At 70.3% G+C, this 15,034-nt stretch carries 15 protein-coding genes; 3 read left to right on the forward strand and 12 right to left on the reverse strand.

The features are described from left to right. Nucleotide 1: 1 nt before the first annotated feature. Genes V6S66_RS13520 through V6S66_RS13530 form a run of 3 tightly spaced genes read right to left on the reverse strand, consistent with a single transcriptional unit; the run spans nt 2 to nt 3,052 of the window. Nucleotides 2-523: a gamma carbonic anhydrase family protein gene (locus tag V6S66_RS13520; protein ID WP_334207317.1), complete on the reverse strand. Its 522-nt coding sequence runs from the start codon at nt 521-523 to the stop codon at nt 2-4. Between the two features lie 16 nt (nt 524-539). Further along, a complete protein-coding gene (locus V6S66_RS13525) occupies nt 540-1,979 on the reverse strand; it encodes an NCS2 family permease (protein ID WP_334207318.1) in 1,440 nt (479 codons plus the stop codon). A 50-nt stretch (nt 1,980-2,029) separates the two neighbouring features. Next, entirely contained in the window at nt 2,030-3,052 is a 1,023-nt protein-coding gene (locus V6S66_RS13530) for an esterase-like activity of phytase family protein (protein ID WP_334207319.1), read from the reverse strand. A 68-nt stretch (nt 3,053-3,120) separates the two neighbouring features. On the opposite strand from V6S66_RS13530, the gene V6S66_RS13535 reads away from it, so the two are divergent. After that, complete coding sequence (locus V6S66_RS13535) at nt 3,121-3,516, forward strand: DUF2530 domain-containing protein (RefSeq protein ID WP_334207320.1); 396 nt, start codon at nt 3,121-3,123, stop codon at nt 3,514-3,516. Between the two features lie 315 nt (nt 3,517-3,831). On the opposite strand, the gene V6S66_RS13540 is transcribed toward V6S66_RS13535, so the two are convergent. Next, nucleotides 3,832-5,406, reverse strand: coding sequence for an MDR family MFS transporter (locus V6S66_RS13540; RefSeq protein ID WP_334207321.1), 1,575 nt, complete (start codon nt 5,404-5,406; stop codon nt 3,832-3,834). A gap of 59 nt (nt 5,407-5,465) precedes the next feature. Continuing rightward, the gene (locus V6S66_RS13545) at nt 5,466-6,461 is read right to left on the reverse strand and encodes a DUF3027 domain-containing protein (protein WP_334207322.1); all 996 of its coding nucleotides are present in this window, start codon (nt 6,459-6,461) and stop codon (nt 5,466-5,468) included. A 61-nt stretch (nt 6,462-6,522) separates the two neighbouring features. On the opposite strand from V6S66_RS13545, the gene V6S66_RS13550 reads away from it, so the two are divergent. Beyond that, nucleotides 6,523-8,019 carry an MFS transporter gene (locus tag V6S66_RS13550; RefSeq protein ID WP_334207323.1) on the forward strand — a complete coding sequence of 499 codons (1,497 nt, stop codon included), beginning with the start codon at nt 6,523-6,525 and terminating at the stop codon, nt 8,017-8,019. 92 nt (nt 8,020-8,111) lie between these two features. On the opposite strand, the gene V6S66_RS13555 is transcribed toward V6S66_RS13550, so the two are convergent. From V6S66_RS13555 to V6S66_RS13585, 7 genes are all read right to left on the reverse strand, one after another. Next, nucleotides 8,112-8,507 carry a cold-shock protein gene (locus V6S66_RS13555; protein ID WP_334207324.1) on the reverse strand — a complete coding sequence of 132 codons (396 nt, stop codon included), beginning with the start codon at nt 8,505-8,507 and terminating at the stop codon, nt 8,112-8,114. A gap of 80 nt (nt 8,508-8,587) precedes the next feature. Beyond that, on the reverse strand, nt 8,588-9,640 hold the full coding sequence (locus V6S66_RS13560; protein WP_334207325.1) for a YihY/virulence factor BrkB family protein: 1,053 nt from the start codon (nt 9,638-9,640) through the stop codon (nt 8,588-8,590). 10 nt (nt 9,641-9,650) lie between these two features. Then, the gene (locus V6S66_RS13565) at nt 9,651-10,034 is read right to left on the reverse strand and encodes a type II toxin-antitoxin system PemK/MazF family toxin (protein WP_334207326.1); all 384 of its coding nucleotides are present in this window, start codon (nt 10,032-10,034) and stop codon (nt 9,651-9,653) included. A gap of 46 nt (nt 10,035-10,080) precedes the next feature. Beyond that, nucleotides 10,081-11,700: an AMP-binding protein gene (locus V6S66_RS13570; RefSeq protein WP_334207327.1), complete on the reverse strand. Its 1,620-nt coding sequence runs from the start codon at nt 11,698-11,700 to the stop codon at nt 10,081-10,083. A gap of 50 nt (nt 11,701-11,750) precedes the next feature. Next, the gene (locus V6S66_RS13575; RefSeq protein ID WP_334207328.1) at nt 11,751-12,158 is read right to left on the reverse strand and encodes a DUF779 domain-containing protein; all 408 of its coding nucleotides are present in this window, start codon (nt 12,156-12,158) and stop codon (nt 11,751-11,753) included. 83 nt (nt 12,159-12,241) lie between these two features. Then, nucleotides 12,242-13,765, reverse strand: coding sequence for an aldehyde dehydrogenase (gene adh, locus V6S66_RS13580; RefSeq protein ID WP_334207329.1), 1,524 nt, complete (start codon nt 13,763-13,765; stop codon nt 12,242-12,244). A 210-nt stretch (nt 13,766-13,975) separates the two neighbouring features. Beyond that, nucleotides 13,976-14,434 carry a PaaI family thioesterase gene (locus tag V6S66_RS13585; RefSeq protein WP_334207330.1) on the reverse strand — a complete coding sequence of 153 codons (459 nt, stop codon included), beginning with the start codon at nt 14,432-14,434 and terminating at the stop codon, nt 13,976-13,978. A 54-nt stretch (nt 14,435-14,488) separates the two neighbouring features. On the opposite strand from V6S66_RS13585, the gene V6S66_RS13590 reads away from it, so the two are divergent. Further along, entirely contained in the window at nt 14,489-14,965 is a 477-nt protein-coding gene (locus V6S66_RS13590; protein WP_334207331.1) for a winged helix-turn-helix transcriptional regulator, read from the forward strand. The last annotated feature ends 69 nt before the right edge of the window (nt 14,966-15,034 follow it).

Raw genomic sequence — 15,034 nt, forward strand, 5'->3', positions numbered from 1 at the left:
GTCAGTCGACGACCACGCCGCCGCGGTGGAGCTCGCGGTGCTCGGTGTAGATCACGGCATTGCGGTGCAGCGTGGCGACCTCGTCGTCGGTGAGCTCGCGCCGCACCTTGCCCGGCACGCCCGCCACGAGCGAGCGCGGGGGCACCTGCATGCCCTCGGTGACCAGGGCGCCCGCCGCCACGAGCGACTCCGCGCCGATGACGGCACCGTTCATGACGACCGCACCCATGCCGATCAGGCAGTGGTCCTCGATCGTCGCGCCGTGCACGACGGCGTTGTGGCCGACCGAGACACCTTCGCCGAGAGTGACGGGCTTGCCCTGGTCGACGTGGAACGCGCACCCGTCCTGGACGTTGGAGTCGCGGCCGATCGTGATGGGGGCGTTGTCGGCGCGGAGCACGGCCGAGTACCAGACGCTGGCGCCCTCCCCGAGCACGACAGAGCCGACGAGCGTGGCGTTGGGGGCCACGAACGTGGACTCGGGAACGGTCGGACGGCGGTCGTCACCCAGGTCGATCAGCATGGTTCCAACGTAGACGTCAGGTGAGCCAGCGGGTGATCGGGTCGATCGCGAAGTACACGACGAACAGCGCCGCCACGATCCACATCAGGGGGTGCAGCTGGGCCACCTTGCCCCGCACGACCTTCAGCAGCACGTAGGTGACGAACCCGGCGCCGATACCGACTGTGATCGAGTACGTGAACGGCATCAGGGCGATCGTCAGGAACGCCGGCAGAGCGATCTCGACGTCGTCCCAGTCGATGCCGCTGACCTGGGTCATCATCAGGAAGCCCACGAGGACGAGCGCCGGAACGGCCGCCTCGCTCGGGATGTGCTGGACGAGCGGCGCGGCCAGCGTCGACAGGAGGAAGAGCGCACCCGTCACGATCGATGCGAGGCCGGTGCGGGCGCCGTCCCCGACGCCGGAGGCCGACTCGATGTACGAGGTGTTGCTCGAGACGGCCGCCGCGCCGCCTGCCGCAGCGGCGACGGAGTCGACGATCAGGATGCGCTGCGCGTTGGGCGGGGTGCCTTCGTCGTCGTTGAGCCCGGCCTCCGCGCCCACGGCCGTCATGGTGCCCATCGTGTCGAAGAAGTCGGCGAGCAGGAGCGAGAACACCAGCAGGAACGCGGCCACGACCCCGACGCGGTCGAAGCCGCCGAGCAGGTTGAAGTTGCCCAGCAGGCTGAAGTCCGGCACCTCGAAGATCGTGTCGGGCCAGGACGGGACGTTGAGGTTCCACCCCTTCGACGTGGGGTCGCCGCCACCGCCGGGGGTGTCGGTGACGGCCTGCACGATGCCGGCGAGCACCGTGCCGAACACGATGCCGATCAGGATCGCGCCGGGGACGCGACGCGCATGCAGGGCGAACATCACGAGCAGGGTGACGCAGAAGACCAGCACGGGCCAGCCCGACAGCGTGTTGCCGATGCCAAGGCCGATCGGGGGCGCTGGGATGCCCGTCGTGCGGACGAAGCCGGCGTCGACCAGACCGATCAGGGTGATGAACAGACCGATCCCGACCGCGATGGCGGTCTTGAGCTGGGTCGGCACGGCGTCGAACACGGCCTTGCGGAACCCGGTCAGCACGAGCACCAGGATGATGAGGCCTTCCAGCACCACCAGACCCATGGCGTCGGCCCACGTCATCTGCGAGGCCACCGAGTAGGCGACGAACGCGTTGAGGCCGAGTCCGGCCGCGATCGCGAGCGGGAAGTTGGCGACGGCGCCCATCGCGATCGACAGCAGGCCCGCGATCAGGGCGGTGCACGCCGCGATCGTCGCGAAGCCCGAGCCGGGCTCGGACCCGCCACCGAGGTAGTTGCCGTCGACGTCGGCGACGCCCGCGAGAACGATGGGGTTCAGCACGATGATGTACGCCATCGTCAGGAAGGTGACGACCCCACCGCGCACCTCCCGGGCCACGCTCGAACCCCGCTGGGAGATCTTGAAGTAGTCGTCAACCGCCGTGGCCATGCTGCTCCTCAGGTAACGCAGGTGCGACGCCACCTCGGCGCCGCACAGCATCATCGCCGACGGCGCCGGAGGAGGAGAAGCGACCCGGCCAGGAGGCACACGAACGTCGCGCCGAGCAGCACCGGGAGGGTCGCCGCGCCGAACGGGCCGAAGGCCGCGTCGATCTCGTCGGCGTCCGGGGCGATCGGTGCGTCCTCGGCCGGCTCCACGGCCTCCGGCGTCACGAGCGGGAGGCGGTACAGCGGCTCGCCGACGCCCTCGGAGCCGACGAGGACGCTCGTGCCCGCGGGCTCGACGGCGATCGTCTCGCCCTGCGGCTGCGTGGGCAGGGTCAGCGTGCCGACCTTCGCGAAGTCGTCGCGCACGTCGTAGACCGTGGCGTCGAGGTAGGTGCGGACGACCGCGTAGTGGCCGTCGGGCGTCATCGACGCATCGGTCACGAGGATCGGCACCTCGACCCCGGTGGGGGTCGCGGTGCTCACCGCGTCCGTGGGCAGGTCGCCCGGGAGCGCGAGCACCTCACCGCCGAGCCAGCCCTTCGTGACGACCCACGTCGCCGAGCCGGCGGGATCGACCAGGAGCGCCTCGACGTCCTCGCTTCCGGTCTCGAACGCGATCGGGTGCACGTCCGGCGTCACCCGCCCGTCGCCACGCCCCGGCTCGGGCAGCGAGTAGAGCATCGCATCGTCGCGGACCGCGTCGTTGTCGCCCGTGTCGGCGATCCACAGGGTGCCGTCGCCGCCGAGGGCGAGGGCCTCGGGGTCGCGCCACGGGACGTCCTCGATCTGCGTCACACCGACGACGTCGCACGTCGCGAGGTCGAGCGCGTAGACCTCGGGGTCGCTGCCGGAGTCGTTGATCACGTAGGCGGTGGCGGGGTCGGCGGCGCTGACGGCCAGACCGCTCTGCTCGTCGATGCGGGGGTCGTCGACGGTGCACGCGACGGTGGCCTCGCCCGGGGCCTGGGACGCGGTCGTGGCGCCGGCACGACCGACCAGGGAGGCGAGCAGGACCACGGCGAGCAGCATGATCAGCAGACCGGGGATGAGCAGTCTGCGGTGGCGGGGATTCATCGTCCACCAGCATGACAGGCAGGGCCGGCGCACCCGGCGCCCGGAGCCTCACGAGTAGGGTGGGCCACGTGAGCGACGACGGCCAGGTGGTTCCCGGGGACGGTCCCGAGACGATCGAGCGCAAGCTCGGGCACCGTGAGCGCGAGCGCCTCGAGCGCGCTGCCCGACGCCACGAGCTGGGCCGCCCCGACATCGTCGAGCTCGAGATCGGCCGCACGACCCACAAGGTGGCCGAGGTCGAGCCGATGGACGTCGACGGCGTCCGCACCATGGTCGTCGGCACGATCCTGTGGGCCGTTGCCGCGTTCGCCCTCCTGCCGTTCCTCGGCACGCTGCGCGAGCAGGGCGACGACTGGTGGTTCTGGACCGCGATCGCCGGGTTCGGGCTGGGCTGCATCGGCATCGAGTACTGCCGCCGCCGGCGCAACGCCCTCGCCCGCCGCCCCGGCCGCCGCAAGGCGTAGTGAAAGCCAACCGCTGGTTGAGGCGTGAACGCCCGCCAGGGCGTGAGCCTCGAAACCACTCGTCAGATGACCGCCTCGGTCGGACCGGACAGGCGGCCACGGACCAACAGCCGTGGCCGGGGCAGCGTCGATGCAATCGGGCTGTCCTGGCGACCGACATGCCTCATCCTTCGTCCTCGAGCGACTGACGATGATGCGATCGGGCAGCCCCGACAACCCCGATGCATCGTCCTCGGTCCAGACGGCGACGCGCGGCCACCACAGCCACTCCTCCGCAGTGGTCCGTGGCCGCTTGTCCCGCGCCACCGTGGACGGTCAGCCCACCGGCACCGAGATCTCGTCGACCTCGTCGTCGGCCTTCTCCTCCGGGGCGCGGTCGATCGTGGTGCGCAGCGGGATCTCCTTGATGAACAGCGCCGCGACGAGGCTGACCACCGCGACCACGGCAGCGATCGCGAAGATGTGGCCCGTGGCGTCGCCGTAGGCGGCGCGCACGATGCCGGCGACCGGCGCCGGGAGCGCGTCCAGGTCGAGCAGCGATCCACTTCCGGCGGACGGGCCCGAGACGCCCTGGCTCGCGAGCTGGTCGGTGACGCTCGTCTTCACGTCGTGCGCCAGGATCGCGCCCAGCACCGAGACGCCGACCGCGCCGCCGAAGGAGCGGAAGAACGCGACCGTGGCACTCGCGGCGCCGACCGTCGAGACCGAGACCGTGTTCTGCACCGCCAGCACGTAGTTCTGCAGCAGCATGCCCATGCCGAGCCCCATCACGGCCATCGACGTCATGGCGTGCCACTCCGGGGTGGTGTGGTCGACGGTGGACAGCATGGCCAGACCCACGACGAGCAGGCTCGAGCCCGCCACGAGGAAGCGCTTCCACCGGCCGTAGCGGGTGATGAGCTGTCCGCTCAGCACCGTGCCCACGAGGGAGCCGGTCATCAGCGGGATGCTCAGCACGCCGGCGTAGGCGGCCGAGTGCCCACCGGCGATCTGGAAGTACTGGCCGAGGAAGACCGATCCACCGAACATCGACATGCCCACGGCGATGCTGCCGACGATCGCGAGGGCCGTGGTGCGCTCCCGCACGACGGCGATCGGCAGCAGCGGCTCCGGGTGCCGGGTCTCGACGACGACCACGAGCACGGCGGCGAGGAGCGTCACGCCCAGGAACAGCGCGGTCTCGGTCGAGATCCAGGCGAAGGAAGTGCCGGCGAACGTGACCCAGATGAGCGGCAGCGAGGCCGCGGTCGTGATGAGCACCGCACCGCCGAGGTCCAGGCGCACCTTGCGACGGATCGTCGGCAGGTGGAGCTGGCGGTGCAGCACGACCAGGCTCATGACGGCCAGCGGCACGCAGACGTAGAAGCACCAGCGCCAGCCGAGTCCCGGCGTGTCGACGATGACGCCGCCGAGCAGGGGCCCGCTGACGGTCGCGACGGCCATCGTGGCGCCCATGTAGCCGCTGTACCGGCCGCGCTGCCGCGGCGGGATGATCGATCCGATGATCGACTGCGACGTGGCGATCAGGCCGCCCATCGCGAGGCCCTGGAGGACGCGGCAGGCGATCAGCCACGGCACGCTCTGCGCGGCGCCGGCCAGGATCGAGCCGATCACGAACGTCACGAGCGCGATCTGGACGAGCGTCTTCTTGTTGACCAGGTCGGAGAGCTTGCCCCAGATCGGCATCGACACGGTCATCGCGAGCAGCGACGACGTGACGACCCACGTGTACTGGGTCTGCGAGCCGTTCAGGTCGGCGATGATCGTGGGCAGCGCGTTGGACACGATCGTGGAGCTGATGAGCGCCGTGAACATGCCAGCCAGCAGCCCGACCAGGACCTGCAGGATCTCGCGATGGGTCAGCTCGACGGAGGAAGTCTGTTGTTGCACGATGCAACTATACAGCCGACCGGCTCACCCGTCCTGCCGAGGGACGGGTGATGGTGCTCTCAGGAGGCGTCGGTGTCGCCGGAGCCCGGGTCGGCCTCCGCGGCCACGGTCGCGACGTCCTCGGCCGCATCCGGCGCCACGGACTCCTCCGGAACCACGGGCTCGGCCGACGGGTCGGCGTCGGTCGGCGCTGGCTCGGTCGCCTCTGCCTGCGCGGACCCCGCCTCCGTCGACCCTGCCCCCGTCGACTCCACATCGGTCGACTCCACCGCGAGCTGCTCCTCGACGTCGGGCCGCGGCTCGGGGCGCGCGACGACGTCGTTCGTCAGGGTGTCGAAGTAGGGGTCCGGGAGCTCCTTGACCGCGGTCGCCCGGCTGAGCTTGACCCCGGAGTGGGCACCGCACCCGTGCTCGAGGTCGACGACACGGCCGTCGTCGTTGGCCATGCCGTTGGCGCAGACCCCGAAGCGATCGGCCAGACCGCCCACGAGGCCGACGCGGAAGCCACACGTGCGACACGTGCCCGCCGCCTGCTGGGCGATGGCCACGTGCGGACCGCCATGGCCGTCGTGCCACCGCTGCGCGGCCATGTCGCGGCCCTCGAGCGAGAGCACCAGGCTGCGCCCGCCGGCCAGCTCCTTGGCCTCGAGCCGGTCGCCGCCGCCCTCGACCTCGGTGTCGGAGTCGCCCCCGGACCAGGCCGGGACCAGCCGGAGGTCGTCCGGCTCGGGCGGCAGCACGTCGCCGGGACCGAGGTCACCGGGACGGACGCGGTCGCGGTACGGGGTCCACGGGGGCGCGACGATCGCGTCGACGTCGGGGATGAGCACGACGTCGTTGACGGTGGGGTCCGCGTCCGCGGCGACGGCCGTGAGCGACACGACCCAGGCCCAGCCGCGGTACCCGGGCTGCAGCGCCTCGAAGACGTGCGACACGAGGCCGTCGCCGTCGACCTCGGCCCGCAGGTGCTCGCCGACGGCGTCGCCGCCGGCGACCTCGGCCACGACGGTGCGGGCGAAGGCATCGCAGGACTGCAACATCTGCTCGACGGACATGGTCACGATTGTCCCTCATGCCACCACACGCAGGTGACACGGGTGAGGCAGGATGGGTGCCATGGGTGCCCTGGGTGACGACGACGGCCGTTCGCAGCCCGCACCACCCCCGCACGACCGCCCTGAGCACCATCCGTACGCCCACGACTCGTCCTGGGACCGGCCGCACGACCCGGCTCGCCAGGACGTGCGCGATGCCGAGCCCCAGGGGCCGAGTCCCGCCGTCAAGGCCGTGCGCGGCACGGGTCGGGCCGTCGCGGGCGGCAGCCGGTGGGCCTTCATCCGCGCCCGCCGCTTCACCCACTCCTCGGGCGCCGGCGAGACGGGTCTCTCACGGCTGCTCGAGCTGCACGCCTTCAACACCGCGGGCGACGCAGCCGTCGCGATCTCGCTGGCCGGCACGGTGTTCTTCACCGCCCCGACCGACGAGGCCACGGGGCAGGTCGCCCTCTTCCTGGTCCTGACGATGCTGCCGTTCGCCGTCGTCGCCCCCCTCATCGGCCCCTTCCTCGACAAGTTCCAGCGCGGGCGCCGGTGGGCCATCGGGGCCACGCTCGCGGTCCGTGCCTTCAGCTGCTGGGTCCTGGCCGGTGCCGTGGCCGAGCAGTCCGCCACGTTCTTCATCGCGGCCCTGCTGTGCCTGGTGTCGTCCAAGGCCTACGGCATCACCCGCGCCTCCGCCGTCCCGCGCCTGCTGCCCGACCAGCTGACCCTGGTCAAGGCGAACTCCCGCATCTCCCTCACGGGGACCGCGGCCGGCGCGATCTCCGCGCCGCTCGCGGTCGGCGCCGCCTACTTCGGCGCCGAGTGGTCGCTCCGGTACGCGTTCGTGATCTTCGTCGTCGGCACCGTGCTCGCGGTGCTGCTGCCGACCCGCGTCGACTCCAGCGACGGCGAGGACAAGATCGACCTCACCGCCGCGAACGGGGTCAAGGGCGTCCTCGCGCCGCGCGGTGTCGTCAACGCGCTGCGCTGCAACGCCGGCCTGCGGCTCATCACCGGCTTCCTGACGATCTTCATGGCCTTCGTGCTGCGCGAGCCGCCGGAGTCCCTGGGGTGGAACGGCAACGCCACGATCCTCCTGGGCCTGGTGATCGGCGCCGCGGGTGCCGGCAGCACGATCGGCGTGCTGCTCGGCAACGCGCTGCGGACCCGCGCGCCCGAGGCGATCGTGATCTTCGTGCTGATCGTCGACACCGCGGTGCTGGCCGTCGTCTCACTCACCCTGAGCTGGGTCACCGCGATCGTGCTCGGCCTGACGGCCGGCCTGTGCCAATCGCTCGGCAAGCTCAGCCTCGACGCGCTGATCCAGCGCGACGTCCCCGAGCGGGTCCGCACCTCGATGTTCGCGCGGTCCGAGACCTTGATCCAGCTGAGCTGGGTCATCGGGGGCCTGATCGGCATCGGCCTGTTCACGATCGAGGCGAGCGTCAACGTCGGCCTGCTCGTGGTGGCCGGCATCGGACTGGCCTGGTTGGCCTTCGTCGTGACCAAGCTGCGCCAAGGGCCCCGTCGCGCGGTCGAGGTCGACCGCGGCGACCCGGAGCCCCAGTACTGATGGCACAGTCCTAGAAGACGCAGTACGAGAAGACGCAGTACGAGACGGCGCGGTCCTCGTCGACTCGGGTCAGGGAGACCCGGCCGCCCAGCTCAGCTGGGGTCGAGCTCGCCCGCGAGCGCGCGCAGCACCTGGGCCACCGGCTTGGCCTTGCGGGCATCGGGGTGGCGACCGTGCCGGTACCCCTCCCCCAGGTCGTCGAGCATGCGGATGAGGTCCTCGACGATGACGACCATCTGCTCGGGGTCCTTGCGCTTGGCCTGGACCTGCTTGCGGCCCGGCGCGGCGGTCTCGACGAGTCGCAGCTGCAGGGCCTGGTCGCCCCGGCGACCCTGGGCGATGCCGAACTCGACCCGCTGGCCCGGCTTGAGCGTGTCGACACCCGCCGGGAGCGCGTCGGAGTGGACGTAGACGTCCTCACCCTCGTCCGACGACAGGAAGCCGAAACCCTTGGCGGCGTCGAACCACCTCACCTTGCCCGTGGGCATGTCATCCCTCTCGTCGTCGGAACCGTGCGACTCACCACTGTAGTGGGTGCCGCGGAGCGCACCGTGCCGTCGCTCGGACGTCAGTGTGGCGATCGCTCCGAGGGGGCCGGTTCCGGGGCGATCACGGCCGGCTGCTCCGAGGTGTCCTCGAACCGTGCCTCGATCGTCTGGAAGCCCTTGTGCCGCTGCATCTTGGCGTAGCTGATGTAGGCCCGCTGGTCCGCGTCGGTGAGGACGACGTTGTCGGTGAAGGGGGTCAGCAGCGCGCGCGGGTACAGGTGTCGCGCGACCACCACCATGCTCTCCAGCCCGATCACGACCATCAGCGCGGCCAGGAAGATGAAGCCCATCAGCCCGAGCACCAGGGCGAACGTGCCGTTCATCTGGCTCGCCCGGTTGATGACGCCGGAGACGTACACCTGGCCGAGGATCTGCAGCAGCTGCCACAGCAGTGACGTGACGATGGCTCCGGGCAGGACCCGGCGCCACGAGGCCCGGCTGCCGCTGATCAGGTGGAAGATCATCATGAAGAAGAGCACGGTCAGGGCGAAGCCCACCCAGCCGAAGACACGGTTGAGGCCGTCGCCCCAGGACGTGCCGATGTTGTCGAGGTTCGCGAGCACCGAGCTCGCGATCGCGATCGTGAGGATCCCGAGGCCACCGATCGCGAGGAAGATCAGGCTGCGGAAGCGCTGCAGGAACGGGTTGGCACGGCTGTTGCGCGGCACGGCCCACGCGATGTTCGCGGCGTTCTGCACGGCCTGACCGAGGTTGATCGCGCCGTACAGCGCCGTGACCACGCCGATCACGATCGCCACCGAGCTGCCGCTCAGGCCTTCGGGACGCCCCAGCTGGTCGCCCACGATGGGGAACTGGCTCAGCGCCGTCTCGAGCAGGCGGTCGCGCAGCGCCGGATCACCCTGCAGGAAGAACCCGAGCACCGAGGTGCCGATCAGCAGGATCGGAAAGATCGCGAAGAAGGCGTAGTAGGCGATGATCGCGGCGAGGTACGGCCCCTGGTCGTCGAAGTACTTGTAGATGACCGCGAGCGGGAGTCCGAGCACGCGGTGCCGGCGCTGGAACGCGTCGAACCGACCGATCGTCGGACCGTGAGTGCTGGGCTCGTCGCTCATCGGCGCGTGCTCATGCGGCGTCGAGGTGCTCGCGGGCGGCTCGCACGACCGTCGCGAAGCGCGGCTCGTCGAGCACTGCGCCCTCGCGGCGGACCCGGTCGGGATCGACGCGGAGCAGGCGGTCGAGGCGCACCTCGCTCGGCCGGCCGCGGGAGTCCCACGAGCCGGTGCCGAGGTCGAGCCAGTGACGGCCCGCGCGCGCCTCCTGCTCGTGGTCGCGGTCGTGGTCCTTGCTCGTGAGGGCGAGCCCGAGAAGGACGTCACCCTCGCGGCCCACGAGCAGGACCGGGCGGTCCTTGCCCTGCGTCGGGTCGTCCTCGTAGGCCACCCACGTCCAGACGACCTCGCCCGGATCAGGGGCCCCGTCGACGTCGGGTGCGTACTCGAACTTCACGGCCTCAGCGTGCCACACGCAGGGGCGGGCGGCCCGCCGCGACGGCTCAGTCGAAGTCGGGCAGCTCGCGCTTCATGACCTTGCCGGTGGGGTTGCGCGGCAGCTCGTCGAGGAACTTCACCTTGCGGGGCACCGCGAACCTGGCCACCCGCTCCTTGGCGTAGGCCACGACCGTGTCGAGGTCCAGGGACTCCCCGTCCTTCACGACGACGTAGGCCGCCAGGCAGTGGCCCCAGTCCTTGTCGGGAATTCCGGTGACGACGACGTCGGTGATGGCCGGGTGCTCGATCAGCGCGTCCTCGAGCTCGCGCGGGAACACGTTCTCGCCGCCGGAGATGATCATGTCGTCGTCGCGGCCCGCCACGAAGAGGCGTCCGGCCTCGTCGAAGTAGCCGAGGTCGCCGGAGTGCATCAGGCCGTCGGCGAACGACTTGGAGTTGCCGTCGGTGTAGCCACCGAACTGCATCTCGTTGCCGACGTAGATGACCCCGGTCTCACCCTGGGGGACTTCCTTGCCGTCGGTGTCGAGGATCTTGACGATCGTGCGCCACGGGACCCGGCCCGCCGTGCCCGGAGCGGCCCGGAGGTCCTCCGGGGCCGCGATCGAGACCCATCCGGTCTCGGTCGCGCCGTAGAAGTTGTAGACCGAGTCGGTGAACATGTCCATGAAGTGGTTCGCCAGGTCGCCCGCGAGCGCCGAACCGCTGCTCGCCGTGATCTTGAGGCTCGAGACGTCGCTCTTCTCGACCGCCGCCGAGGAGGCGTCGACCAGGCGCTGCATCATGAGCGGCACGACGACCAGGACGTCGGCCTGGTACTGGTCGATGTCGGCGAGTACCTGCTCGGGCTTGAACTTGCGACGCAGGACGTAGGTGGGGACCGTCGAGAGGCCGAAACCGAAGTTCAAAAGGCCCCACGAGTGGAACAGCGGAGCCGCCAGGACGACGGTGGAGTTGCCCGAGTACGGGATGGCCCCGAAGAACGTCATGAGCGGATCGAGGTTCTCCGGCTCCTTGCGGTTGGCGCCCTTGGGCAGGCCCGTGGTGCCGGAGGTGAAGATCACGATGCCACCGGGGCGCTCGGGCTTCTTGTGCGGCTTCGACGACTCCGCGGCGGCCAGCTTCGCGAGGGTCGGGAGCCCGTGGGTGTCGTCGTCCTCCCACGCCACGAGGATCTGGTCCTGGTCGAGCTCGGACGCCACGGCGAGGAACTCCTGGTCGACGATCGCCAGACCGGCACCCTCGCGACGGGTCAGCTCGCCGAGCTGGTTGGAGCTGGCCATCGTGTTGAGCAGCAGCACCTTCGCGCCACGCTGCATCAGGGCGATCATCGCCACGACCATGTGGCGGTGGTTGCGGCACAGCAGGGCGACCGAGTCGCCGGCGCCGATGCCCTTGGTCGCCAGCGCCGCGGTGGCGCGGTTGACCTCGTCGTACAGCTCCTGCCACGTGATCTCACCGGCGTCGTCGATGATCGCGAGCTGGTTCGGGAACCGGGCGGCGGCGGCACCGGCCGCGGACGGGAAGCCGGGGCCCCACGTCGCGAGCTTGATGCCGGCCTTGATGAGGCGGTGCGGCGGCTGGACCTTGAGCAGTCCGATCTGTCGCAGGACCTTCAGCTTGTACCCGACATCGCCCACGAGGTTGCCACCTGTTCCACCAGACATGTCCCGACCGTACGACGACGAGACCCGATTCGCAGCAGCGTAACAGCGGGTTACCGGGCGGGCTCCCCGGCCATCAGCTCGGCCTCCTCCTCGGTGAAGATGCGCGAGCGGATGATGAACCGCTGGCCCGTGGGCCCCTCGATCGAGAATCCGGCACCCCGCCCCGGCACGACATCGATCGTGATGTGAGTGTGCGACCAGTAGTTGAACTGCTCGCGCGAGATGTGCACCGGCACGATCCCGGCGGGGTCGATCTCCGGCTCCGGGCCGATGTCGAGGTCGCCGAGGTGCACGTCGGTCGGGCCCACGATGTAGAAGCCCTGCGTGAAGCACATCGGGGCGGAGCCGTCGCAGCAACCGCCCGACTGGTGGAACATCAACGGCTTGCCGTGCGACGTGCGGAGCTCACGTAGGAGGTCGGCGGCCTCGTCGGTCATGGCGATGCGATCCACGGTCATCACGGCTCCTGGTGTCGGTCGGGTCGAGGAAAAGAGGTGCACCCCGGCCGGGGGCCGGGGTGCACCAGCTCAGGGGCGCCGGCTCAGAAGAAGCCCTGGGCGTTGTTCGAGTAACTGACCAGCAGGTTCTTGGTCTGCTGGTAGTGGTCGAGCATCATCAGGTGGTTCTCCCGACCGATGCCCGACGACTTGTAGCCGCCGAACGCCGCGTGCGCCGGGTAGGCGTGGTAGCTGTTCGTCCACACCCGTCCGGCCTGGATGTCGCGCCCCGCGCGGTAGGCGGTGTTCGTGTCGCGCGACCACACCCCGGCGCCGAGGCCGTAGAGCGTGTCGTTGGCGATGCTCATGGCGTCGTCGTAGTCGTCGAAGCCCGTGACCGACACGACCGGACCGAAGATCTCCTCCTGGAACACCCGCATCTTGTTGTGGCCCTGGAAGATCGTCGGGGCGACGTAGTAGCCGCCCGACAGGTCGCCGCCGAGGTCGACGCGCTCACCACCGGTGATGATGCGGGCCCCCTCCTGCACGCCGATCTCGAAGTAGCTGAGGATCTTCTCGAGCTGGTCGTTGCTGGCCTGGGCGCCGATCATCGTGTCGGTGTCGAGCGGGTTGCCCTGCTTGATGAGCTTGGTGCGCTCGGTCGCGGCCGGCAGGAACTGCTCGAGGATCGAGTTCTGGATCAGCGCGCGGCTCGGGCAGGTGCAGACCTCGCCCTGGTTGAGCGCGAACATCGTGAAGCCCTCGAGCGCCTTGTCGTAGAACGCGTCGTCCTCGCGCGAGACGTCCTCGAAGAAGACGTTGGGCGACTTGCCGCCGAGCTCGAGGGTCACGGGGATCAGGTTCTGGCTGGCCATCTGCATGATCAGGCGGCCGGTCGTGGTCTCCCCCGTGAAGGCGATCTTGCGGATGCGGCTGCTCGACGCGAGCGGCGCGCCGGCCTCCGCGCCGAAGCCGTTGACGACGTTCAGGACGCCCGGCGGCAGCAGGTCGGCGACGAGCTCCATCAGCAGCATGATCGAGGCCGGGGTCTGCTCGGCCGGCTTCAGCACGACGGCGTTGCCGGCGGCCAGCGCAGGAGCGAGCTTCCAGACGGCCATCAGGATCGGGAAGTTCCAGGGGATGATCTGGCCGACGACGCCCAGCGGCTCCTGGAAGTGGTAGGCGACCGTGTCCTCGTCGATCTGCGACAGGTGGCCCTCCTGGGCCCGGATGGCGCCGGCGAAGTAGCGGAAGTGGTCGACCGCCAGCGGCAGGTCGGCCGCCATGGTCTCGCGCACCGGCTTGCCGTTGTCCCACGTCTCGCCGACGGCGAGCATCTCGAGGTTCTCCTCCATGCGGTCGGCGATCTTGTTGAGGATCACCGCCCGTTCGGCGACGGACGTCTTGCCCCACGCGGGAGCCGCGGCGTGCGCGGCGTCGAGGGCGAGCTCGATGTCCTCGGCGGTGCCGCGGGCGATCTCGCAGAACACCTTGCCGTTGACCGGCGAGACGTTCTCGAAGTACTGGCCCTTGACCGGGGCGACGTACTCGCCGCCGATCCAGTTGTCGTACCGGGACTTGTAGCTGACGACACTGCCTTCGGTGCCGGGCTGGGCGTAGACGGCCATGTGGACCACTCCATTCGGGGTCGGGGTCGCCGCCCCGTTTCCGGACGGCATGACGTGACGTGACGCTAGTCACACGGTCGTTGCCCCCGGGTTGCCCCAACGTTGCGCCGCAGGTCAGCCGTCGAGGGACCACCCCGGCCGTCGGGTGGCCGGGCGGGCCGAGCCGCGGGCGAGGCAGGCGTCCGGGCGCAGACGAAGGAGCTGCACGCCCTAGGAGAAGATCAGGCAGGACGACGTCGCGTGCGCGAGGAGTCGACCCTGCCCGTCGAGGATCTGGGCCTCGGCGAGCGCCGTGCGGCGACCCCGCTGCAGGACCTTGCCGTGGGCCTCGATCCGACCGGTCTCGGCCGTCACGGCCCGCAGGAACTTCACCGTGAGGTCGAGCGAGGTGTAGCCCTCCCCCGCCGCGAGCGTCGAGTGCACCGAGCAGCCGGCCGCGGTGTCGAGCAGGGTCGAGATGACGCCACCGTGCACCGTGCCCAGCGGGTTGTAGTGCCGCTGCTCCGGCACCAGGGCGACGCGCATGGCGCCGACCTCACCGTCGAAGTCGATCAGGCCGACCAGCGCCGAGATGGGTGCGGGCGGGACCAGGCCGTCGCGCATGGCCATGAGCTGCTCGTACCCCGTCATGGCGGCGGGATCGACGGGCGCGTTCTGGGTCTGGGTCACGAACCCAGCGTGGCGGACTGGTCTGGGTCTGTCAAACAGACTTAGGATGGGTCCATGAGCACGCCCCCCGCCCTCGCGTGGTCGGTCGCGAACTGTCCGATCGGCCGCGCCATGGACATCCTCGGCGAGTCCGGCACCGTCATCGTCCTGCGCGAGATCTTCAACGGGGTGCGCCGTTTCGACCTGATGCAGCACCACAGCGGACTGTCGCGAGCCGTGCTCAGCAACCGGCTCGCGCTGCTCGTGGAGCACGGCATCGTCGCGCGCGTGGCCTACCGCGAGCCCGGGGACCGCGAGCGCCACGAGTACCGCCTGACGGCTCGCGGCTTCGACCTCCAGCCGGTCATGGTCGCCCTGGCCGACTGGGGCGGGGCGCACCTGTCGGGCCCCGACGGCCCCGCGGTCGAGGTCGAGCACCGCGGGTGCGGGGCGCGAGCCCACGTCGCGCTCGTCTGCGAGGAGGGCCACGAGATCGACCGCCTGCGCGACGTCCGCACCCGCCCGGGGCCCGCGGCGCTGCCGTTCGCCTGAGCCAGCCGCCTGACCCAGATTTGCGCCGAGTTGTGCAGAACCAGCCGGCGGAAACCGCACATCCGAGCG

It is taken from the genome of Aeromicrobium sp. Sec7.5, from assembly GCF_036867135.1.
In the GTDB taxonomy this organism is placed as follows: Bacteria; Actinomycetota; Actinomycetes; order Propionibacteriales; family Nocardioidaceae; genus Aeromicrobium.

Coding starts and splice junctions, on each gene's coding strand:
- V6S66_RS13520 (WP_334207317.1), bottom strand. CDS start 523: ATGCTGATCGACCTGGGTGACGACCGCCGTCCGACCGTTCCCGAGTCC.
- V6S66_RS13525 (WP_334207318.1), bottom strand. CDS start 1,979: ATGGCCACGGCGGTTGACGACTACTTCAAGATCTCCCAGCGGGGTTCG.
- V6S66_RS13530 (WP_334207319.1), bottom strand. CDS start 3,052: ATGAATCCCCGCCACCGCAGACTGCTCATCCCCGGTCTGCTGATCATG.
- V6S66_RS13545 (WP_334207322.1), bottom strand. CDS start 6,461: ATGTCCGTCGAGCAGATGTTGCAGTCCTGCGATGCCTTCGCCCGCACC.
- V6S66_RS13550 (WP_334207323.1), top strand. CDS start 6,523: ATGGGTGCCCTGGGTGACGACGACGGCCGTTCGCAGCCCGCACCACCC.
- V6S66_RS13555 (WP_334207324.1), bottom strand. CDS start 8,507: ATGCCCACGGGCAAGGTGAGGTGGTTCGACGCCGCCAAGGGTTTCGGC.
- V6S66_RS13560 (WP_334207325.1), bottom strand. CDS start 9,640: ATGAGCGACGAGCCCAGCACTCACGGTCCGACGATCGGTCGGTTCGAC.
- V6S66_RS13570 (WP_334207327.1), bottom strand. CDS start 11,700: ATGTCTGGTGGAACAGGTGGCAACCTCGTGGGCGATGTCGGGTACAAG.
- V6S66_RS13575 (WP_334207328.1), bottom strand. CDS start 12,158: ATGACCGTGGATCGCATCGCCATGACCGACGAGGCCGCCGACCTCCTA.
- adh (WP_334207329.1), bottom strand. CDS start 13,765: ATGGCCGTCTACGCCCAGCCCGGCACCGAAGGCAGTGTCGTCAGCTAC.
- V6S66_RS13590 (WP_334207331.1), top strand. CDS start 14,489: ATGAGCACGCCCCCCGCCCTCGCGTGGTCGGTCGCGAACTGTCCGATC.